The 20863-nt window shown below is 54.2% G+C and carries 19 protein-coding genes; 18 read left to right on the plus strand and 1 reads right to left on the minus strand.

Annotated features, from left to right (window positions below; genetic code table 11):
• Positions 1–221: 221 nt before the first annotated feature.
• The 5 genes from AC2TF6_RS07655 to AC2TF6_RS07675 all read left to right on the plus strand — a co-directional run bounded on the left by AC2TF6_RS07655 (position 222) and on the right by AC2TF6_RS07675 (position 6688).
• Positions 222–1583 carry a spore germination protein gene (locus tag AC2TF6_RS07655; RefSeq protein WP_491310546.1) on the plus strand — a complete coding sequence of 454 codons (1362 nt, stop codon included), beginning with the start codon at positions 222–224 and terminating at the stop codon, positions 1581–1583.
• The gene (locus AC2TF6_RS07660; protein ID WP_491310547.1) at positions 1570–2658 is read left to right on the plus strand and encodes a GerAB/ArcD/ProY family transporter; all 1089 of its coding nucleotides are present in this window, start codon (positions 1570–1572) and stop codon (positions 2656–2658) included. Before AC2TF6_RS07655 ends, AC2TF6_RS07660 begins: the two co-directional genes overlap by 14 nt.
• Positions 2655–3758, plus strand: coding sequence for a Ger(x)C family spore germination protein (locus tag AC2TF6_RS07665; RefSeq protein ID WP_491310548.1), 1104 nt, complete (start codon positions 2655–2657; stop codon positions 3756–3758). Before AC2TF6_RS07660 ends, AC2TF6_RS07665 begins: the two co-directional genes overlap by 4 nt.
• 86 nt (positions 3759–3844) lie before the next feature.
• The gene (locus AC2TF6_RS07670) at positions 3845–5149 is read left to right on the plus strand and encodes a replication-associated recombination protein A (RefSeq protein WP_491311608.1); all 1305 of its coding nucleotides are present in this window, start codon (positions 3845–3847) and stop codon (positions 5147–5149) included.
• Between the two features lie 60 nt (positions 5150–5209).
• Positions 5210–6688: a potassium/proton antiporter gene (locus AC2TF6_RS07675; RefSeq protein WP_491310549.1), complete on the plus strand. Its 1479-nt coding sequence runs from the start codon at positions 5210–5212 to the stop codon at positions 6686–6688.
• Between the two features lie 419 nt (positions 6689–7107).
• On the opposite strand, the gene mnmA is transcribed toward AC2TF6_RS07675, so the two are convergent.
• Positions 7108–8190: a tRNA 2-thiouridine(34) synthase MnmA gene (mnmA, locus tag AC2TF6_RS07680; RefSeq protein ID WP_387540598.1), complete on the minus strand. Its 1083-nt coding sequence runs from the start codon at positions 8188–8190 to the stop codon at positions 7108–7110.
• Between the two features lie 248 nt (positions 8191–8438).
• Between mnmA and cymR the strand changes: the two genes are divergently transcribed.
• From cymR to mltG, 13 genes are all read left to right on the plus strand, one after another.
• Positions 8439–8858: a cysteine metabolism transcriptional regulator CymR gene (gene cymR, locus AC2TF6_RS07685; RefSeq protein ID WP_491310550.1), complete on the plus strand. Its 420-nt coding sequence runs from the start codon at positions 8439–8441 to the stop codon at positions 8856–8858.
• Between the two features lie 16 nt (positions 8859–8874).
• The gene (locus AC2TF6_RS07690; RefSeq protein WP_491310551.1) at positions 8875–10017 is read left to right on the plus strand and encodes a cysteine desulfurase family protein; all 1143 of its coding nucleotides are present in this window, start codon (positions 8875–8877) and stop codon (positions 10015–10017) included.
• Between the two features lie 57 nt (positions 10018–10074).
• Positions 10075–10602: a PRC-barrel domain-containing protein gene (locus AC2TF6_RS07695; protein ID WP_491310552.1), complete on the plus strand. Its 528-nt coding sequence runs from the start codon at positions 10075–10077 to the stop codon at positions 10600–10602.
• A gap of 14 nt (positions 10603–10616) precedes the next feature.
• Complete coding sequence (locus tag AC2TF6_RS07700) at positions 10617–10814, plus strand: YrzR-like zinc ribbon domain (protein ID WP_009676575.1); 198 nt, start codon at positions 10617–10619, stop codon at positions 10812–10814.
• Positions 10815–11048: 234 nt separating this feature from the next.
• Positions 11049–12119: an AI-2E family transporter gene (locus tag AC2TF6_RS07705; RefSeq protein ID WP_491310553.1), complete on the plus strand. Its 1071-nt coding sequence runs from the start codon at positions 11049–11051 to the stop codon at positions 12117–12119.
• A 184-nt stretch (positions 12120–12303) separates the two neighbouring features.
• Complete coding sequence (locus AC2TF6_RS07710) at positions 12304–14556, plus strand: ABC transporter ATP-binding protein (protein WP_491310554.1); 2253 nt, start codon at positions 12304–12306, stop codon at positions 14554–14556.
• The gene (locus tag AC2TF6_RS07715; protein WP_491310555.1) at positions 14540–15073 is read left to right on the plus strand and encodes a DUF1854 domain-containing protein; all 534 of its coding nucleotides are present in this window, start codon (positions 14540–14542) and stop codon (positions 15071–15073) included. Before AC2TF6_RS07710 ends, AC2TF6_RS07715 begins: the two co-directional genes overlap by 17 nt.
• Before the next feature lie 541 nt (positions 15074–15614).
• Positions 15615–18242, plus strand: coding sequence for an alanine--tRNA ligase (gene alaS, locus AC2TF6_RS07720; protein ID WP_491310556.1), 2628 nt, complete (start codon positions 15615–15617; stop codon positions 18240–18242).
• Between the two features lie 114 nt (positions 18243–18356).
• Positions 18357–18617: an IreB family regulatory phosphoprotein gene (locus AC2TF6_RS07725; RefSeq protein ID WP_009676594.1), complete on the plus strand. Its 261-nt coding sequence runs from the start codon at positions 18357–18359 to the stop codon at positions 18615–18617.
• 52 nt (positions 18618–18669) lie between these two features.
• Positions 18670–19080: a Holliday junction resolvase RuvX gene (gene ruvX, locus AC2TF6_RS07730; RefSeq protein WP_009676576.1), complete on the plus strand. Its 411-nt coding sequence runs from the start codon at positions 18670–18672 to the stop codon at positions 19078–19080.
• A 12-nt stretch (positions 19081–19092) separates the two neighbouring features.
• Entirely contained in the window at positions 19093–19395 is a 303-nt protein-coding gene (locus AC2TF6_RS07735; protein ID WP_009676589.1) for a DUF1292 domain-containing protein, read from the plus strand.
• The gene (locus tag AC2TF6_RS07740; protein WP_009676585.1) at positions 19392–19688 is read left to right on the plus strand and encodes a DUF1292 domain-containing protein; all 297 of its coding nucleotides are present in this window, start codon (positions 19392–19394) and stop codon (positions 19686–19688) included. The genes AC2TF6_RS07735 and AC2TF6_RS07740 overlap by 4 nt, the downstream gene beginning before the upstream one ends.
• Positions 19689–19772: 84 nt before the next feature.
• Entirely contained in the window at positions 19773–20852 is a 1080-nt protein-coding gene (gene mltG, locus AC2TF6_RS07745) for an endolytic transglycosylase MltG (RefSeq protein WP_491310557.1), read from the plus strand.
• The last annotated feature ends 11 nt before the right edge of the window (positions 20853–20863 follow it).

Genomic DNA, 20863 nt, shown 5'->3' on the forward strand with positions numbered 1-20863 from the left:
GAGGGCTTTTTTTGCGTTCCGCCGCAAGGTGGACGCAGGGGGAACACTCGGTTTTTTTGCGCGTAAAAAGACAAACGGCCGGAAATACGGTCTGCCCGGAGTGTTCGGTTATGCTTGTTCGGCAGGTTGCAATACGAAGCCTTGGAATGACATGGAAGCAAGCTGGGCAACGTAAACCAAAGAACCGTTACGGATAAGAGAGGAAGGGAGGGGAATAACGGATGACCGACACGAATGCGACGACGGAGCAGATCGAACAATGGCTGGCTGAGAAGCTGGCGCTTTCCGCCGATCTGGAAAATTTCGAGCTTACTTCGGATGGCAGGACGATGCGGCTGATTTACATGAAAAGCTTGTGCGATTCGAAAATGATACGGAGATTTTTTATCGCCCCGTTTTTTGAAATCCGTTCGATGGACCTCTATGTGCAGTACATTTCGTCCCTGCCCAGCGGCATGGAGTTTACGAATGTGGTCAGAGCGCTCGATTTGATTCTATCGGGATCAGTGGCTCTGTTCGTCGACGGTAAAATATACCTGCTGGAAGCCTTGCAGGACATAAAGAGCAGTGTGGGGGCCGCCACGGTGGAAGCGATCGTGCAAGGTCCTCAGGACGCTTTTACGGAATCCATTTTTACGAACCTGAACTTGGTCCGCCGTCGTTATAAATCTTCCAATCTGAAAATCGAAAATTCAACGGTCGGCTATTTGTCCCAAACCGCAATCTCGCTCGTTTACGACGACCGAAAAGTCGACAAGGGTATCCTTGCAGACGTTAAAGATAAATTTTCGCAGCTGAAGGTAGACAAGATTCAATCTTCCGGCGAGCTGGAGAAAGCGCTGAGTCCGCAAGGCTTCCGGCTGGTGCCTACGATGATGACGACGGAACGGCCCGACCGGGCCATTGATAACTTGAGCGAGGGCAAGATTATCATTCTGATCGATACGAGTCCCTTTGCGCTTATTCTGCCGTCCACCTTTTTTGACTTTTTTACGGCTATGGACGATAAAGTGCAGCTCCCGTTCGTCGGTTATTTTCTGCTCATTCTCCGTTATGTCGGCCTGTTTATGACCTTGACCCTGCCTGCGCTTTACGTGGCATTCACTTCCTATAATCCCGAAATTTTGAAAATGAACTTGACGCTGCTTATCGCAGGGAGCCGGGCGAGCGTGCCGTACCCCTCTTTTGTCGAGGTTCTGATTATGCTCGTTATGATGGAATTTCTGATCGAAGCGAGTTTGCGGCTGCCGAAAGCCATCGGACCTACGGCGACGACGGTTGGCGGTCTGATTCTGGGAACGGCTTCCACGGAAGCGGGACTGGTCGGAAGCATCATGATTATTCTCGTGGCGGCGGTTGCCATCTCCAACTTTGTTATTCCGATCAACATGATGAGCTTTTCGGTCCGTTTCGCGAAGTACTGGTTCGTCTTACTGGCCGCTATTTTCGGACTGCTCGGCGTAGTCGTCGGAGTCATCGGCACTATTTTATACTTATGCAATCTTCGCAGCTTCGGGCGCCCTTATATGCGGCTGTTTCATATACGCGAGCAGCGCAGCGGAGGTACGGATGGTCACCAATAGATATGTGTACTACTTGATCGCCATCAACGCTTTAATCAGCATTATCATTTATGTGCCGAGAATTTTGCTGCAGCACCGGTTCGACGGCGCGTGGACCTCGATTCTCCTCTCGGTCGTTATCAGTTATCTGCTGATCCGATGGTTCACGACCATGCTGGTTCCTTTCACCCGGCAGGGGTTTCCGGAAATGATGAAGCAGTATCTGCCGAAATGGCTGAATGTGTTCGTCCAGCTGCTTATGATCGGGCTCTGGTTTTTTGCCGGGGCCATTACGCTTTTGTCTTTTGTGGATATCACCCTCCGTTACATAAGTCCGGACGTTCCCGCCTTTATGGTTATGCTCGGCTATTTGGTTGTGGTGTGCTGGGCCTGTACGCTCAATCCCGCTTCCATTTTGTTCGGGCTCGAGATTTTGCTCGTGCTGAATTGTCCGATTGTCGCGTTCTTCATCATCCGGGCCGTAACGTCACCCCTGTTCGACTGGGACGCGGTGCTGCAAACCTTCACATTCAGTCTGCAGTGGCCCTCGTTTCAGGCGGTGGCTGCGGCGACTTTTCTTTTTACCGGTTATATCAATCTGGTTGTATTTAACCGGGTATTCGAAAAGTTTCATATGAGAGGCTATCTGCTTATTTCGCTGTCGGGTCTGCTGCTTCTGCTGCTTACGATGATCGTTCCGATCGGCATGCACGGCTCTATGGGCGTATCCACGTACGTGTATCCCTGGTTTTCGCTGGCGGATTCCATCCGGATCGATATGTTTCTCGTCGAACGGCTCGTTTTCGTTTTTTACCTGGTTTACATTTCCCTTTTTCTGATCAGCACGATCGTACATTGGCATGTGGCACAGAGTCTGGCACGGGGGTTGATCCGGTTTCCCGCCGCTGGAAGCGGGGCTAAGTATCTTCCATTAGGAATTGTTGTCGTTTTCGCTTCAGCCTGTATGTGGATGCTCAAATTCAATCAGGAAGGGCTGATCAGATCCGGAGAGATCTTTCTTGAAATCAGGCTCGTAGCTGAATTTAGTTTCGTGCTGCTGATTTTCTATATGTATCGGAAGGAGAAAAAGAAGTGAGGTACAAGCTGCTGCTGTTTATTCCGGCTCTGCTGTTCCCGCTGCTCCTCGGCGGCTGCAACTTCAAAGACATCGACAAACGCATTTTTGTGATCTCGATGGGGATAGACAAGTTGGATGATCAGAAAAACAACCTTCGGGTCAGCCTGAAACTGGCCATTCCCCAAGGAAATCCCAAAGAAGGGACCGAGCAATTCGACATTATAGTCGAGGAGAGCAAGACGGTTGCGGACGCGGTAAGGAAAGCCAAGTCCAAGGTGGATAAAGAGCTGGATTTCGGTCATATGAAGGTGTTTTTGATCGGGGAAAATATGGCTTACGATGATATTTATCAGATTATCAACTGGGGGGTGCGGCGCAGGGATATTCAGCTCGTTACGCTGCTGGCCATTGCCAAGCCAACAGCCTTAGACGTCCAGAAAATCAAGCCCCAGTCCGAGCGTATTCCCTCCAACGCCCTTATACTCGGCCTTTCCAAAAGCGGAACGGAATCGCCCTACATCGTAACGGAGTATTTATTCGATTACCAGCGGCGGCTCGAGGAAAGAGGAATGGATCCCATTCTTCCGATCGTCAAAGCCGAAGGAGATCATTTTAGAATCGATCAGCTGGCGCTCATGAAAAAACACCGGATCGGAATTGAGCTGAGTCCCAATGAAACGAAATTGTATAACCTGCTGACGACCAAAAACTTAAAAACGAACCTGAGCGGTAAAATGGAAGGAAGCTTGTACGAACTGAATCTGGAAAGCTCGCGGGCTTCTTATAAAATAAACGCACGGCCGGGAGAAGAGCCGGTACTCGCGTACGAAATTCACATCAAAGCGACTTTGGAAGAAAACGAGAGCCATGAGAACATGACCCGGTCTGTTCTGGATACTATCGAAGACGCAACGGAAAAGGAAATAAACGGACAGGTGGAACGATTCCTGAAAAGGCTCCAAAAACATGAGACGGACCCGATCGGCTTCGGTCTGCATTATATGTCCCGCCGTTGGGATAACGCATCGGAATGGGAGGACTGGCAAAAAATATACCCTAAGCTGACATTCAAAGTGGACACTCATGTCCGTATCCACTCCGCGGGAACGGCGCATTAGGCCGGGTACTTCGACAAATAAGAGGCGTCAACAGTATAATAGGTAGATACTCTACATGCTGTTGAAAGGCGGAATTGCAGATGGAAATGGACTTATTCAGTGCCGCTGCCGAGAACGATTCCCGCGGAAAGCTTCTCGCGGACCGGATGCGGCCCCGCACTCTTGATGAATATATCGGCCAGGAACATATCGTGGGTCCCGGCAAGCTGCTGCGCCGGGCGATCGAGGCCGACCAGATCACGTCGATCGTGCTGTACGGGCCTCCCGGCTGCGGGAAAACCACGCTCGCGCACATTATATCGGAGAAGACGTCCGGCGATTTCGTAAGATTGAACGCCGTGGACGCTTCGGTCAAGGATGTCCGCGAGGTGATCGAGCAGGCCAAGTCGGCCAAGGCGTTGTACGGCCGGCGGACGATCCTGTTCCTCGACGAGGTCCACCGTTTCAACTCGGCCCGTCAGGACGCCCTGCTGCCCGCCGTGGAGCAGGGCACGATCGTGTTCATCGGAGCGACGACTGAGAACCCGTTCCACTACGTGAACGGGGCTCTGCTCTCCCGCTCCACGCTGTTTCAGCTTCACGGCTTGACCGAGAAGCATGCCCGCATCGCGATGGAGCGCGCCCTCTCCGATGAAGAGCGCGGACTCGGCTTTCTGAGCATCGAAGCCGAAGAAGAGGCGCTTGCGCATATCGCGTTCATGGCGGGCGGAGATATCCGCCGTGCGCTCAATGCGCTGGAAATCGCCGCGCTGACGACCTCGGCGGATGCGGACGGCGTCGTCCGCATCACGCTGGACATCGCGGAGGAGTCCATCCGCCGGCCGACCGTCAAAGCGGACGAGTCGACGCAGTATGACGTCCTCTCCGCGTTCCATAAGAGCGTGCGGGGATCGTCCGACGCCGCTCTCTTCTGGTTCCTGTACGCCGTGGAGAAGCTCGGCATGGACCCGATGACGTTTATCCGGCGTCTGACCGTCGCCTGCAGCGAAGACATCGGCCTGGCGAATCCGCAGGCTATGGTTCAGGCGGTTTCGGCGATGGAGGCCTATCACAAAATCGGCTGGCCGGAGGCGAAATATATCGTCTGTCAGGCGATTCTGTTCGCTGTGGAGAGTCCGAAATCCAACTCCATCCCGCTTGCCATCGGACGTGCGATGTCCGCCATGGACAGTATCGGAAAGGCGGAGGTTCCGCTGCATCTCAGGGATACCCACTACAAGGGAGCGGAACAATTAGGGCATAAAGGCTATATGTATCCCCACAATTATCCGGGTCATTACGTGAAACAAGCGTATTTGCCGGAACAATTGGAGGGCGAGGTGTTTTTTAATGCCACGGAACAGGGTATGGAAGAGAAGATGAAAATAAATCAGCAGCGCCGGAACCGATGACCCTTCTAGAAGAGCCTGCGGCTTCCGGCAGGAACTGCAGGTAGCTGAAGGAGACCGATTATGACGGAGAAATATATTTTTCTCATTGCCGTCCTGCTGTTCGCCGGCGTGCTTATGTCCAAATTTTCGTCCCGTTTCGGACTTCCGGCTCTCGTCTTTTTTATGCTGGTGGGCATGGGGCTCAATCGTTTTATTTATTTCGACAATGCCGAGCTGACGCAGTGGTTCGGTTTGATGGCGCTTATCGTTATTCTGTTCGACGGAGGCATGCACACGAAGTGGACGCATGTGAAGGAAGTGATCCGGCCTTCCCTGATGCTCGCTACCGTAGGCGTACTGCTGACTACGGTTATCGTAGGGCTGAGCGCCTACTGGATTTTGCAGGTGACGCTTAAGGAAGGGCTGCTTCTCGGTGCCATTGTCGGATCTACGGACGCCGCGGCGGTATTTGCCGTTCTCGGCAATCAGAACGTAAAGAGAAGGCTGACCTCGACGCTGGAGGCGGAATCCGGCACGAACGACCCGATGGCGGTATTTCTGACGGTTTCCCTCATCGAGCTTATTCAAATGCCGGACACGAGCATCCTTCTTCTGATCGGCAGTTTTTTATGGGAGATGGGTTTGGGGCTTGTGCTGGGACTGGTCATCGGCCGTCTGGCCGTCTGGAGCCTCAACAAAATCGATTTGGATTCTTCCGGGCTGTATCCCGTTCTGGCGCTTGCCTTTGCCATCTTTACATACGGGTCTACGGCGCTGCTTCACGGGAGCGGACTGCTGGCCGTCTATGTGATGGCCCTGCGGCTTGGCAACGCGGATTTTGCCTACCGGTTCTCGATCACGAGGTTTCATGAAGGGTTTGCCTGGATGATGCAGATCCTGATGTTTATGCTGCTCGGACTGCTGGCGTTCCCGGACGATCTTATCAGTATTGCCTGGCAGGGAGTAGCTCTTGCCCTTATTCTGATGTTCGTTGCGAGACCTGTGGGGGTATTCGGAAGCATGCTCGGCACGGGATTTCAATACAGGGAAAAGCTGCTGATCTCGTGGGCCGGTCTCAGAGGGGCCGTTCCGATCGTACTCGCCACCTATCCGCTGCTTGCGGGACTGGAGCACGGGCGCATGTTTTTTAACATCGTTTTCTTCATCGTGCTTTTATCGACGCTGATTCAGGGTTCCACCATTTCCGTCCTGTCCAAAAAACTCGGTCTTACCGAAGGTTCGGCCAAGAACGATGCCCACACCCTTGAGCTTCTGGCACTCGGGAAAGCGAATGCGGAAATTATCGAAATTAAAGTAACGGAAAACGGTCCGGTCAACAACAGGCTAATCAGTGACTTGGATCTTCCGGAAGAAGTTCTCATTACGGCCATCGTCCGAAAAGGAAAAATTATAACGCCTCACGGGAATACGGAGCTTATCGAAGGGGACCTTCTGTATACGCTCGTTTCGAAGCCGATGAGGGAGAAGGTCAAGAAAATCTTTTATGAGGAATCTCCCGCCATCAAACCTGCCGATCTTACGTCCAAGAAAGGGCTGTGAACACAGCTTTGGAGCCGGAACAGCTAACGGGGTAAATTATTTCCCAGGTAATCAATGCTGCACCTATTGTAAGTATGCTTGGTCTATACATGTACTTACAAAAAGAACGCGAATCCCTTTTGGAGGGATTCGCGTTCTTTTTGCTGCCGATGCGCAGCAGGCAGCCTGATTAGACTGTAGCTGCCGATGCCGAGTAGGCAGCCTGCTTAGACTGTAGCTGCCGCGCAAGCAGACAACCGGGCCCGATTGAAGCCAGGGACGGCCGCGGTGCAGCAGAGTGGCCGTCCCTTGGCAACATTCCGGAGGGCATGTTCTGTCTGCATTCCGTGAGCCGCCGCTGCTCTCCGGGCGAATGCTTCCGTCAGGGTACACGGCCATGCGGCCGCTTTTATGAGCCCGGCGGCTCGGGATGGTTCATCTTAGCGGTGCACCTTATCGATGATTCCGCCGCCCAGGCAAATTTCGCCGTCGTAGAAAACGACGGACTGGCCGGGCGTGATCGCTTTCTGCGGTTCGTGGAATACCACTTCGGCCGCTCCGTCCTCGCCCAGTGTTACCGTAACGCCCTGATCAGGCTGACGGTAACGGAATTTAGCCGTACAGGTGAACTCACCCTGAGGTCTCCGCGTGCTGATCCAGTTCACGTCCGTGGCGGACAGGCCTTTGCTGTAAAGGCGCGGGTGCTTGTCCCCCTGAACGACGTACAAAATGTTGCGTTCAAGGTCTTTGTCCGCAACGAACCAAGGCTCGCCGGTACCCGATCCGCCGATTCCGAGTCCTTGACGCTGACCGAGCGTGTAGTACATCAAGCCGTCGTGGCGGCCCTTCACTTCACCGTCCAGCGTCTGGATGTCTCCCGGCTGGGCGGGCAGGTATTGGCTCAGGAATTCTTTGAAGTTCCGTTCCCCGATAAAGCAGACGCCGGTGCTGTCCTTCTTCTTGGCGGTCGCAAGGCCTGCAGCCGCCGCGATTTCGCGGACCTGAGGCTTCGGCATGTGCCCGATAGGGAACATGGCTTTCGAAAGCTGGTACTGGTTCAGCGCGTGCAGGAAGTAGGTCTGGTCCTTGTTCGAATCGTTTCCGCGAAGCAGAACGAATTCCCCGTCGCGTTCCTCCAGGCGGGCATAGTGGCCGGTCGCGATAAAATCGGCGCCCAGATCAAGACCTTTCTGCAGAAACTCGCCGAACTTGATTTCCCGGTTGCACATAACGTCCGGATTCGGGGTGCGCCCGCTTTTGTATTCATCCAGGAAGTATTGGAACACCTTCTCGGAGTACTCTTTTTCAAAATTAACCGTATAAAACGGGATGTCGATCTGGTCGCAGACTCTCCGTACGTCTTCCGCGTCTTCCTCGGCGGTACAATGGCCGAACTCGTCGGTATCGTCCCAGTTTTTCATAAAGACGCCGATGACGTCATAGCCCTGCTCTTTCAACTGCAGAGCCGCTACGGAAGAGTCCACCCCGCCCGACATACCGAGAATGACTCTCTGTTTGCTCATGGCCGGTTCTAATCCTTTCTTGCCAAAAATGGCTGGTGACACCTGTATGAACCTCAGGGTTCTACCCATTATAACGCGCTTTTCGCAAAGTGAAAATATTTCATCAAGATGTCATGGTTTTGTAACCAAATTAATCGGAATTGTGATAACATAGTAAAGAACATGCCTAATTGGAATGAATCATAGAGAAATAGGTTACCCTAGAGCTAGTAATCTTACACATAAGCAGGGGTAGAAGAGGTGTTAATTTGAAAATTTCAACAAAAGGCCGTTACGGTCTCACTATAATGATGGAACTGGCCTCAAGATTCGGGGAAGGGCCGACCTCGCTGAAAAGTATCGCAGAGAAACATCAGCTATCCGAACATTACCTGGAGCAGCTCGTAGCTCCTCTGAGAAACGCAGGTCTTGTTAAAAGTATCCGCGGCGCCTACGGCGGATATATCCTTTCGAAAAACGCGGAAGAAATTACTGCGGGTGAAGTGATCCGAGTCCTGGAAGGGCCGATTTCACCGGTCGATTTTACGGAAGAAGACGATCCGGCCAAGCGGGATTTGTGGATTCGTATCCGGGACAGCATTGCGGAGGTTCTGGATTCCACAACTCTGGCTTCTTTGATTTCTTATCAAGAAGAAGGCAAACGCGACAGCTATATGTTCTATATTTGATTGCAGGGTGACCACTATGGGAATATATCTTGATCATGCCGCTACAACTCCTCTCCATCCGGAGGCGCTGGAAGCCATGATGCCTTACTATACGGACTATTTCGGCAACCCTTCAAGCATCCACAGCTACGGTCGGGCCGCCAAGACGGCGCTCGACCGTTCGAGGAGCGCTTTCTCGGCGGCAATCGGCTGTTCACCGGCCGATCTGCTGTTTACGAGCGGGGGAACCGAGAGCAACAATACAGCTTTGTACGGGGTCGTCGAAACCTTCGGGGGCAGACGCGCTCACGTGATTACAACCCAGATCGAGCACCACGCGGTGCTGCATCCGGCAGAACGTCTGGCGCGAATGGGCTGCGACGTTACATTTCTGCCAGTAGATATGACCGGTCTTATCCGAATAGAAGACCTGGAGGAAGCCATCCGGCCCGAGACCGTTCTGATCAGCGTAATGTACGTGAACAACGAGGTCGGCACCATCCAGCCGATCGAAGAGATCGGACGGTTGGCCAGAAGCCGCGGCATCGCTTTTCATGTGGATGCGGTTCAGGCGCTGGGGAAGCTTCCGATCGACCTGTCCGTGCTTCCCGTAGACCTCATGAGCTTCTCCGCTCATAAAATCAACGGGCCCAAAGGCATCGGCGCTCTCTTTGCTTCCCGTAAGCTTCAATTGGCTCCGCAAGTATTGGGAGGCTCGCAGGAACGTAAAAAAAGAGCCGGCACAGAAAATGTGGCCGGAGTAGTCGGTTTTACAAAAGCACTGGAAATATATAACAATAATTGCAAAGAATACAATATTAAAACTTCCGAGTACCGCCAACATATGGAGCGGATTTTCCTGGAGGAACTAGGGCCTGACGGTTTTGTGGTCAACGGCAATCCTGATGTGTCCGCTCCCCATATTTTTAACGTGAGCTTTCCGGGGAGCCATACGGAAACCCTGCTCATGAATCTCGATCTGGAAGGTATCGCGGCTGCCAGCGGGTCCGCCTGCTCGTCGGGCTCTCTTGAACTTTCTCATGTCCTGCGGGCCATGGACCTTCCAGAATCTGTATGCAAGTCGGCTGTCCGTTTTAGCTTCGGTTTTGGGAATTCTATAGACCAAATTGAGACGGCGGCCCGTAAAACCGCAACCATCGTGAAGCGGATTCGTAGATAAGAGAAGGGCGCGCCCTTTGGCGGCGGCAAGCTGTCACGAGGAGGTTTAATATTCCCCTTGCGTAAAGCCCGCGACATTATCGGATTGCCTGTATTCTGCTTGTCCACAGGCAAACGTGCAGGAACGGTGAGAGACGTTCTATTCGACAATGAATGGACGATTCTCGGCGTTTTGCTGGACGCGCAGCATTGGTATTCTTCTTGCCGTTACATTCCTGCCGGTGAAATTACGGCCTGCGGACAAGATGCAGTCACGATTGCCGACATGAAATCCGTACGAAGTTATGCGGAAGCGGAGAGCCTGGGGCTGATCCCGCTGAACGACGGCAAGCACAAGCTCAAAGAACTCCCCGTTATTACGGCAAACGGTCAGCAATTGGGAACGATCGAGGACGTTTATTTGCTTGAACAATTGGGTACAAAGATAATAGGTTTTGAACTGTCCGAAGGTTTCGTATCCGATTTAATGGAAGGTCGCAAGTGGCTCCCAATGCCGGTATCGCTAACCATTGGTGAGGATGCGGTGATTGTTCCGCTTAACTCCCGGCTTGAGGCGGAGGAAATCTTCGTATCTAAAGAAGAATAGGGTGAAAATTGCACATGATGCGCTGTCCAAATTGCAGTTCCAAGGATATCGGTAAAATCGGATCCCATCAATTCTATTGCTGGGGCTGCTTCATTGAACTCGCTGTGAACGGGGAGAAAATGTCCGTTTATCAAGTGGAGGAAGACGGTACGCTGAGTTCGCTCGACGATCTGTTTTTTGAAGAAGAAATGCCGCAAATTCATGCCCAATAAGGGTTTACAACTTGATTAGCCGAAATAAGAAATAAATAAAAGGCACTGCCTCTGCAGGGACAAGCTTAACCGCTTCGGCCCGGCAGGAGCGGTGCTTTTTGGTTTGGGCCGATAGAAGAGAACCTGCCGGTGCCGAAGGAGCTTGGATTAATTGCCAAGGTAGTACATATACTGAAGCAATGGAGAGGGACATTCATTCGCCGAAGTCTGTCAGCGTCAACAGGAGGGAACGCCATGAATTCGATTTTTAAAAACGGCTGGTTTGCCGGCCTGATTTATACGCTTCTCGGACTACTGGTCCTGTTCTTCCTGCTGCAGATAAGACCGATTCTGGGGATTGTCTTCCATTTCTTGAAAGCGGTGCTGACCCCTTTTCTGATTGCGATGATTATTTCCTATGTGCTCAACCCTGTCGTCAATCTGCTGAGTACGCGCAAAGTTCCCCGGACGTTTGCCGTTCTGCTCATTTATGCCGTGTTTCTGACCTCGCTTACGGTCATTTTTATGAATGTGACTCCGATGTTCGTCAAGCAGCTTGGGGAACTGAACGAGCATATGCCTGAAATGACGATCAGGGCCCAGTCGCTTGTGGACGGCATGAAAAACAGCCAGCTCCTTCCGGATACGGTCCGGTCGGGCATCCACGATGCGATTTTTAAACTCCAAAAAAATCTGTCTCTCAAAATTTCGGACACGATTCATGGCATCGGAGGCACCATCAATATGCTTCTGACCGCTTTCATCGTTCCTTTTCTCGCTTTTTATATGCTTAAGGATTTTCAATTGATCGAGAAAACCGTGCTGGCGATTGTTCCGAAATCGCGGCGCAGGCAGGTGGTCAAGGTGCTGGTCGATATCGACACGGCGCTTGGCAACTATATCCGGGGGCAGTTCCTCGTTTGCGTTATCGTCGGGGTGCTGGCTTATATCGGTTACTGGGCCATCGGGATGCCGTATGCGCTGCTGCTGGCAGGGCTCGTTGCGGTTTTTAACATCATTCCTTATCTGGGACCGTTCTTCGGGGCGGCTCCGGCTGTTATTATGGCGGCGACGGTTTCGGTAAAAATGCTCCTGCTTGTTATCGTAGTCAATACGATTGTGCAAATTTTGGAGGGAAACGTAATATCCCCTCAGGTTGTGGGACGGACCCTGCATATGCATCCGCTGCTCATTATTTTTGCGCTGCTTGTCGGCGGAGAAGTGGCGGGGATACCGGGCCTGATTTTGGCCGTTCCCTTTTTTGCCGTGCTTAAGGTGGTGCTCCAGCACCTGTTTCTTTATTACATCCACCGGCGTACGGTGTAGATTCGGATAGAGGGCGGAGAGAGATGCCGTACTGAGAAAGGAGCCCGAAATCTGCTAAATGAAGGCGCGTCCGGGCAGAGTCGCCAATCGGATCTGGGCCGTTCTCTTGCGCTTGCAAGAGGCGTGCGTTACGATCAGACTAACGATTGTGCCGCCATTGAAGAGCGGCAAAAGGAGGTTGCCCATGGCACTCAAGGAGCCGCCCGCGACAGCGGAAGAACTGCCGCCCGAACTTCTCCGCAGCCTGGGGGCAAAGCCTGTGGCATCCGCCCGGGCGGACATGGACGAGAGCGGCCGGCCGGATGACCGCTGGCTGGTTGCAGGCGCCGGACAAATCGGCGTCTACGCTTCCGGCGGCGCTTGCCTGCGCAGATTCGCGCCGGAAGCGGTCCGGAGCCTGCGGACCCAGGATGCTCCGCAGGGCGGAGGATGCCTCATCGCGGATACGGATGCGGGCCCGGTCGTGCTCGTCCGCTACACGGGCGCCTGCGCCAAAGGGCTCGAAGCGACGGTTCATACGGCCAATCTGCTGCTGGAAACCGGCGGCTTTGACTCCACTGGCGGACCAGGCGGAGACAGTGCCGGCCTATGCGCGCTGTGCGGAGAGGAGACACCCGGGCAGGACCATGACTGCACGGCCGGAGATAAGACGGAGCGGAGCAGTCCCGGACGCCGGCGCGTGCTGACCCGGCTGCTTGCGTATACGCGCCCGTACCGCGGCCGGATGTTCCTGGCTGCGCTGTTTTTGATCATCGCGGTTTTGCTGGAGCTGGTGCCGCCGCTTGTGACCAAGATTATCGTCGATGATGTGCTGCATCCGGGAGGGATGGCCGAGACGCTGCTGATTTGGGTGGCGGCTCTGCTGGGCGCCCGATTGGTGCTGTCCGCGCTGCAGATCGCCCGGGGGTTTATCGGGGTCAAGGTCGGAGCGGCCATGATGAACGATATCCGCCGTGAAACGTTCGAGGCGCTGACCGAGCAGTCTCTCAGCTTCTACGACCGCCGCCAGACGTCACAGTTTATCGGCCGGCTCAATCAGGACACGGATTCCATGAGACAGTTTCTCACGGAAGGCGTGATCTGGGTAGCGAGCCAGGTACTCACGGTCGTGGCTATTTTGTCGATGATGCTCGCCCTCAGTTGGAAGCTCACCTTGGTTGTGCTTCTGCCGACTCCGCTGCTGCTTGCGGGAGTCTGGATTTTGTGGCCGAGGGTCCGCCAGCTTTGGTACAAGCAGTGGAGAGCGCTAAACGCGCTTCAGACGCTGGTAGGCGACTCCCTTCAGGGCATCCGTGTCGTTAAGGCATTCGGCCGGGAAAAAAGCGAGCAGGCCCGGTACGGGGAAGCCAACCGGGAAATGATGACGCAAACCGTGCGGATGGAAGGGCTGTGGCAGGCTGCAACTCCGCTGTTTATGCTCGTTACGGGCGCAGGCGGGATCATCGTGTGGTATTACGGTGGCCTGCAGGTGCTGGACGGCGGTTTGACCTTGGGCACTCTGATGGCCTTTACGGTTTACCTTACGATGTTTTTCGGTCCTTTGCAGTGGTTTACGCAGGCGATCAGCTGGACGAACCGGGCTGTGTCGGCCGCCGAGCGCGTTTTTGAAATTATGGATACGCCACGCGAAGTTGCCGATACGGCAGATGCGGTAACTCCCGGCCGGCTGGAAGGCTCCGTTTCGCTGGACCGGGTTACATACGGTTATGAGAAGCATAAACCTGTCCTGAAAGACATCTCTCTGGAAGTGAAGCCCGGTGAAATGATCGGATTTGTCGGACATTCGGGAGCGGGTAAATCTACGCTGATTCATCTGATCTGCCGGTTTTACGATCCGGACCGGGGGCGGATCTTAATAGACGGGATTCCGCTGAAGAAGCTGAGCCAGGAAAGCCTGCGGGCCCAGATTGGGGTTGTGCTTCAGGAAACGTTCCTTTTCGACGGGACGATTGCCGAAAACATCGCTTACGCGAAGCCGGAAGCGTCGCCTCTGGAAATTATGCGGGCCGCAAAGATCGCCAACGCCCACGATTTTATCGTCGCGATGAGCGACGGCTATGATACGCGGGTAGGCGAACGCGGTCACCGCCTGTCCGGCGGGGAGAAACAGCGCATTGCCATTGCGCGCGCCATCCTGCACGATCCCCGTATTCTTATCCTGGACGAGGCGACCGCTTCCGTGGACACGGAGACGGAGCGTCTTATCCAGGAAGCCATTTCCCGGCTTGTCCGGGGACGGACGACCTTCGCGATCGCCCATCGCCTGTCGACTCTGCGCAGCGCGGACCGTCTCGCGGTGATCGACAAAGGACGCATAGCCGAAACCGGTACTCACGAGCAGCTGATGGAACAGGAAGGCATCTATTGGAAGCTCGTGAAGGCCCAAACCGAAACAGCGTTGATCAGGGAGCGTGATACCAGTGCCGAACCCGTATGAATCCGGCGGTTTCCCCGAAGGCGGGGACCCCTTCGATATCTTACTGCTTGAAGCGGATAAATGCCGGTTTCAACGCACGGAAGGCGGCCTGCTTTTATTGTCCTGCGATGGAAGGGATCATGAGGAAATTCTGGTATTCCGGACGTTTCCCTTTTCCGAGCCGGACCGGTACATCTCTATCCGCACCAAAGAGGGAGAGGAGATCGGTATCATCGCCGATTTGCGGCAGCTGGACGATGCCTCCCGCCAGGAGCTGGAGAAGGAGCTGCATTTGAGATACCTGCTTCCCCGCGTCGAAGCTATCCGCAGCATCAGGCAGAAGACGTCCGGATGGCAGTGGGACATCGTTACCCAGTTCGGCCCGGAGCGGCTGCAGCTTCCCAACCTGCATGAGCACGTGTTCAGGCAAGGAGAGGATCGTCTTCTCCTGGTGGATACCGGAGACCGCAGACTGGAAGTGGCCAGCATTCGGAAGCTGGATCCGGCAAGTTTTAAGCAACTGCAGAAGATTTTTTGAAATAAAGAAACCTTCCGCTCGTCACGGAGCCTGACCGATCCGTTTGAAGCGGTTGTGCTTCTTTTCCGCCAATTTCCAAAGAGGGGACGTGCCATCGGCGGGGCTTCTTTAATCCGCATCCGTCAGGTTGACATCGTTTCCAGATATGAACTATAATTTTCGGTAACTGAGTCAAACTCGATATGCAAAGCGCTGAAGAAATCCAGTACGCCATAGCCCATTGGCAGAGAGAAGGTTCCTTCTTCTATAGAAGAAGGCTGCGAGAACCTTTCATGAAGGATGGCCGAACGCTCATTTCGGAGTGTGGGTGACAAGTTACACAAGCCCAACGGCAAGCGGATCCGTTATCGTCCGCAACGAGGAGATTGGATGAAACGGCAAGGCGCCTGCCTGCACGTCATCCGATAACCAGGGTGGTACCGCGAATTTTTCGTCCCTGTTGATAACAGGGGCGTTTTTTGTTTCCTGTAGAGAGGGCCGAAGGAGCAGCAGTCCAAGCCAACTAAACCAAAACTTTCAACAAACGGAGGCTCGAAACGCAATGAAAGCAAGTGAAATTCGTTCCAAGTGGCTGGAATTCTTCGCCAGCAAAGGACACAAAATCGAGCCGAGCTCCTCGCTCGTGCCTCACAACGACCCTTCTCTTTTATGGATCAACGCCGGGATGGCGCCGCTCAAACCTTATTTTGACGGCCGTGTCGTTCCCGAGAATCCGAGAATCGTAAACGCGCAGAAATGCATCCGTACAAACGACATTGAAAATGTCGGCAAAACCCGCCGTCACCATACATTTTTCGAGATGCTCGGAAACTTCTCCATCGGCGACTACTTCAAGGAAGAAGCCATTACCTGGGCCTGGGAATTTCTGACGGACCCGAAATGGATCGGCTTCGATCCGGAGCGCTTGTCGGTCACCGTTTATCCCGAGGATACGGAAGCATTTGAGTTTTGGAATAAAAAGATCGGTCTGCCGGAAGCGCGTATTTACAAGCTCGACGAGAACTTCTGGGATATCGGGGAAGGCCCGTGCGGACCTTGTACGGAAATCTTCTACGACCGCGGAGACAAATACGGCGATCTGAACGATCCGGAATGCTGGCCGGGCGGAGAGAACGAGCGTTTCCTGGAAGTGTGGAACCTCGTATTTTCCCAGTTCAACCACAACAAAGACGGCAGCTACACGCCGCTGCCCAACAAGAATATTGATACGGGCGCGGGTCTGGAGCGTTTCGCTTCGATTTTGCAGGATGTGGACTCCAACTTCGACACGGATTTGTTCCAGCCGATCATTGAAGCGACCTGCCGCATCGGGGGCGTGAAGTACAAGGAGAACGAAGAGTTTGACGTGGCTTTGAAGGTCATTGCCGACCACGTCCGTACCGTCGCTTTTGCGGTGGGAGACGGCGTACTGCCTACGAACGAAGGCCGCGGCTACGTTATCCGCAGACTTCTGCGCCGCGCCGTCCGCTACGGCAAAGTACTCGGCATGGATAAACCGTTCCTGTACCAGCTCGTTCCGGTCGTAGGCGAAATCATGGGCGTTTACTACAATGAAGTCGTGGAGAAACGCGAGTTCATCGAGAAAATCATCCGCATCGAGGAAGAACGTTTTCACGAAACGCTGTCCGACGGTCTTGCCATTCTTGCCGGCATGGTCGAGAGCACACGTGCGGCGGGCGGGCGCGCCATCAGCGGACCGGATGCGTTCAAGCTGTACGACACGTACGGGTTCCCGGTTGACTTGACGGAGGATTTCGCGAACGAGCAGGGTCTGGCCGTCGACCGCGAAGGATTTGAAGCGGCGATGGAAGAGCAGCGCGAGCGTGCGCGCAGCAACCGGAGCAAATCCGGCAGCATGAAAGTGCAGGGCGGAGCGCTCTCCGAGTTTACGGATAAAAGTGAATTTGTTGGATACACTGAATTGGTAGTTCCAGCCAAAGTGCTGGCGATCGTGCACGACAACGAGTTTGTGGATGCGGCGGGAACCGGCGAAACGTGCCAGGTCATACTCGACCGGACGCCGTTCTACGCCGAAAGCGGCGGACAGGTAGCCGACCGCGGCGTCATCACGGGCGACGGCGTACGCGCGGCCGTACTCGAAGTCGGCAAAGCGCCTCACGGCCAGCACGTTCACAGCGTGACCGTCGAGCAGGGCATCCTGCGCACGGGCGATTCGGTTACGGCTCAAGTCTCCGGCGAGCTTCGCGGAGATACCGTGAAGAACCACACGGCCACTCACCTGCTGCATAAGGCGCTGAAGGAAGTGCTCGGCACGCACGTTAACCAGGCGGGCTCCCTCGTTGAGCCGGACCGCCTGCGGTTCGACTTCTCGCACTTCGGCGGCATCACGCCGGAAGAACTGCAGGATGTCGAACGCCGCGTGAACGCTCAAATCTGGGCGAACACGCCGGTGGACATCTCCCTTCGCGGCATCGACGAAGCGAAAGCGATGGGTGCCATGGCGCTGTTCGGCGAGAAATACGGCGACATCGTCCGCGTCGTCCGCGTCGGCGATTACAGCCTTGAGCTTTGCGGAGGCTGCCACGTACAGAGCACGGGCGAAATCGGCTTGTTCAAGATTGTCAGCGAATCCGGAATCGGTTCCGGTATCCGCCGCATCGAAGCGGTGACAAGCCGTCAGGCCTACGAGTACGTGGACGGCCAGCTGCAGCTGCTGAGGGATGCGGCCGGCGTTCTCAAGGCCAACACCGCTGACGTGCCGAAGCGTCTGGACTCCACGCTCCAGCAGATGAAAGAGCTGGCGCGCGAGAACGAATCGCTGCGGGCCAAACTGGGCCGCATTGAAGCGGGCGCGCTGGAAGGCCGCCTGAAAGAAGTGGCGGGCGTACCGGTCCTGGCCGCTCAGGTGAGCGCATCCGATATGGATTCCCTGCGGGGCATCGTGGATGAAATGAAAGCCAAACTGGGCTCGGCCGTGATCGTGCTCGGCGCCGTCGCAGGCGACAAAGTCAACCTGGTTGCCGCCGTTACGCCGGATCTGATCGCCAAAGGGCTTCATGCCGGCAAGCTGATCAAAGAAACCGCGGCGAAATGCGGCGGCGGCGGTGGCGGACGCCCCGATATGGCCCAGGCCGGAGGCAAGGACCCGTCCCAGCTCCAGGAGGCGCTGGACGGCGTCGAAGCGCTTGTGGCCGGACAGATTTCTTAAATTTTCCTGCGGGAACAGGAATTTTCCGTCCCGCAGAGAATATATGACAATAGCGGGATTAGCAGCATTTACAACCGATAGAGTTTGAAAAAGCAAACATTGGAGGTGCCTTTCATGGATTTTATGGACAAAACGGTGAAATTCAATGTCAAAGCCGATGAGATCGAAACATCCCCCAAAGAAGTGCTATTAACTGTCTATGACGCTCTGCAGGAGAAAGGCTACAATCCGATCAATCAAATCGTCGGTTACTTGCTTTCCGGGGATCCGGCTTACATTCCCCGGCACAATAACGCCCGGAGCCTGATTCGCAAACGGGAACGCGACGAACTGATCGAAGAATTGGTACGCTCTTATCTCAAAGAGCATAAATAAACGGGCCTGCGCCGATTCCCGGCAGACGGGTCCGGCTTAGGAGTTCACACGTATGAGAACGATGGGCCTAGACTATGGCGACAAAACAATCGGCGTTGCCGTAAGCGATCTTCTCGGGCTTACCGCCCAAGGGATCGAGGTTATACGCAGAGCCAGTCCGCAACACGATTTAGACCACCTGCGGCGGCTAATCGGGGAGTACGAAGTAACGGAGATCGTGGTCGGCCTCCCCAAAAATATGAACGGCTCGATCGGGCCGCGCGGCGAGCTTTGTCAGGAATTCGCCGCACAGTTGACCGAGACGTTTAACCTGCCCGTCCGTATGTGGGACGAACGATTGACTACGGTATCCGCGACCCGCACTCTTTTGGAGGCGGACGTTAGCCGGAAGAAGCGCAAGCAAGTGGTCGATAAGATCGCCGCTGTGCTGATTCTGCAGGGATATATGGACTCTAAACGATGAGGTGATGGAACCATGGCTAAAGAAGAGGATTTTCAGCAAGAGGAAGCGGAAATTATTTATATCCCCGATGATGAGGGCAACGAAGAAGAATTCGAAGTCGTCATGAAATTCGAAGTGGATGGTTCCGACAAAAAGTACATGATGGTCGTGCCGGTTGAAGGCGACGAGGAATCCGACGAAGTGTACGCATTTCGTTACGAGGAAGACGAGAACGGCGACGATCTGAAGCTTTACACCATCGAGGACGAGGAAGAATGGAATATCGTTGAAGAAACGTTTAATACACTAATCGCCGAAGAGGAAGAAGAAGCATGAGTGTAAAACAGACGAACGAGTTGCGGAGTTCTTTCGGAGATGATATTATTTTATTCGACGAACAGGACGAATCCACCGTCTTTCGCATCTTGACGGAGATTCTCCATGAAGACCGCCACTACGCCGTTCTGCAATCGGAAGAGATGAAGAAAGAAGGCGAAGTGTCCGTGTTCCGGGTATCCCGGGATTCGGAAGGCACACTGGAGCTGGAAACCATCGAAGATGACGAAGAGTGGGAAACCGTCTCCGAATTGTACGACGAACTCACGTTTCCGGAACACGACGAACCTTAAGAAATCTAAAGCAAACCAGAGCGGAGTCAAATCCGCTCTTTTTCATGCGAATGATTGACCAAGATGACTATTGTGGAGGAACTTATGCATCGTCCTAAATCACGAATAAAACGCTTGATGACCGGGCTGCTGGTAATTGTTCTGCTCTTAGCCGGCTGTGCTGCGGCCGCGGCTTATTATATACGGGGAGAACTGCAGCCGACCTCGGCTTCCGATCAGGAAAAGAAGGTCGAGATCGTATCCGGCGACGGCGTGAAAAATATCGCTTCCAAGCTTGAGAAGGAAGGCCTTATCCGCAACGCCTCCGTTTTTATGTACTACTTGAAATGGAAGAACGAAGGCGGCCGTTTCCAAGCCGGCGAGTATGCGATGAAGCCCGGGATCGGAACGGACGAGATCATTGCGATGCTGAACAACGGGCAGACGGCAAAAGCGAACCGCCTGACTATACCCGAAGGATACACGGTCACGCAGATTGCCGGCAAAGTCGGACAGCATGAGGGGATGGAAGCGTCTGCCTTCGTTAAGGCGGCGGAAGCGTACAAACCTGCGGAAGGGGAAGAGCTGCTTGCCGGAATTCCGGCGGACACCAAACTCAAGCATAGGCTGGAAGGGTATCTGTTCCCGGATACGTACGATATCCCGAAGGATGCTACCGAGCAGAAGATGATCACCCTCATGGTCGATCAGCTGGACAAGCGGCTGCAAAGCCTTCCCGCGGATTGGAAGGACAAGCTGAAGGCAAGCGGGCTGACATTCCATCAAATGATGACGATCGCTTCCCTGATCGAGCGTGAAGTGGTTGTGGACGAGGAACGTCCGCTCGTGGCAAGCGTCATTTACAACCGGCTGAAAATCAAACAGCCGCTGCAGATCGACGCGACCGTGCAGTATGCGCTGGGCAAGCAGAAAGAAAGACTGCTCGAAAGCGATCTGAAGATCGAAAGTCCTTATAATACGTATAAAAATCCGGGACTGCCTCCGGGTCCCATCGCGAGTCCAAGCCTGGCGTCCATCGAGGCGGCGCTGTATCCGGCGGAGTCGAAATACTTTTATTACGTAACGAAAAAAGACGGAAGCCAGGGACATTTGTTTGGAGAAACCTATGCGCAGCATCTGGCCAACATCGAAAAGAGCAAGCAAACCGAGAAAAACGCGAAATAAGAAGGTGACGA

Source organism: Paenibacillus sp. JNUCC 35, assembly GCF_058269095.1.

Bases quoted from the DNA above. Each gene is read 5' to 3' on its own strand.
- AC2TF6_RS07655 (WP_491310546.1), top strand. From the start codon at position 222: ATGACCGACACGAATGCGACGACGGAGCAGATCGAACAATGGCTGGCT.
- AC2TF6_RS07660 (WP_491310547.1), top strand. From the start codon at position 1,570: ATGGTCACCAATAGATATGTGTACTACTTGATCGCCATCAACGCTTTA.
- AC2TF6_RS07670 (WP_491311608.1), top strand. From the start codon at position 3,845: ATGGACTTATTCAGTGCCGCTGCCGAGAACGATTCCCGCGGAAAGCTT.
- AC2TF6_RS07675 (WP_491310549.1), top strand. From the start codon at position 5,210: ATGACGGAGAAATATATTTTTCTCATTGCCGTCCTGCTGTTCGCCGGC.
- mnmA (WP_387540598.1), bottom strand. From the start codon at position 8,190: ATGAGCAAACAGAGAGTCATTCTCGGTATGTCGGGCGGGGTGGACTCT.
- AC2TF6_RS07690 (WP_491310551.1), top strand. From the start codon at position 8,875: ATGGGAATATATCTTGATCATGCCGCTACAACTCCTCTCCATCCGGAG.
- AC2TF6_RS07700 (WP_009676575.1), top strand. From the start codon at position 10,617: ATGATGCGCTGTCCAAATTGCAGTTCCAAGGATATCGGTAAAATCGGA.
- AC2TF6_RS07705 (WP_491310553.1), top strand. From the start codon at position 11,049: ATGAATTCGATTTTTAAAAACGGCTGGTTTGCCGGCCTGATTTATACG.
- AC2TF6_RS07710 (WP_491310554.1), top strand. From the start codon at position 12,304: ATGGCACTCAAGGAGCCGCCCGCGACAGCGGAAGAACTGCCGCCCGAA.
- alaS (WP_491310556.1), top strand. From the start codon at position 15,615: ATGAAAGCAAGTGAAATTCGTTCCAAGTGGCTGGAATTCTTCGCCAGC.
- AC2TF6_RS07725 (WP_009676594.1), top strand. From the start codon at position 18,357: ATGGATTTTATGGACAAAACGGTGAAATTCAATGTCAAAGCCGATGAG.
- ruvX (WP_009676576.1), top strand. From the start codon at position 18,670: ATGAGAACGATGGGCCTAGACTATGGCGACAAAACAATCGGCGTTGCC.
- AC2TF6_RS07735 (WP_009676589.1), top strand. From the start codon at position 19,093: ATGGCTAAAGAAGAGGATTTTCAGCAAGAGGAAGCGGAAATTATTTAT.
- AC2TF6_RS07740 (WP_009676585.1), top strand. From the start codon at position 19,392: ATGAGTGTAAAACAGACGAACGAGTTGCGGAGTTCTTTCGGAGATGAT.
- mltG (WP_491310557.1), top strand. From the start codon at position 19,773: ATGCATCGTCCTAAATCACGAATAAAACGCTTGATGACCGGGCTGCTG.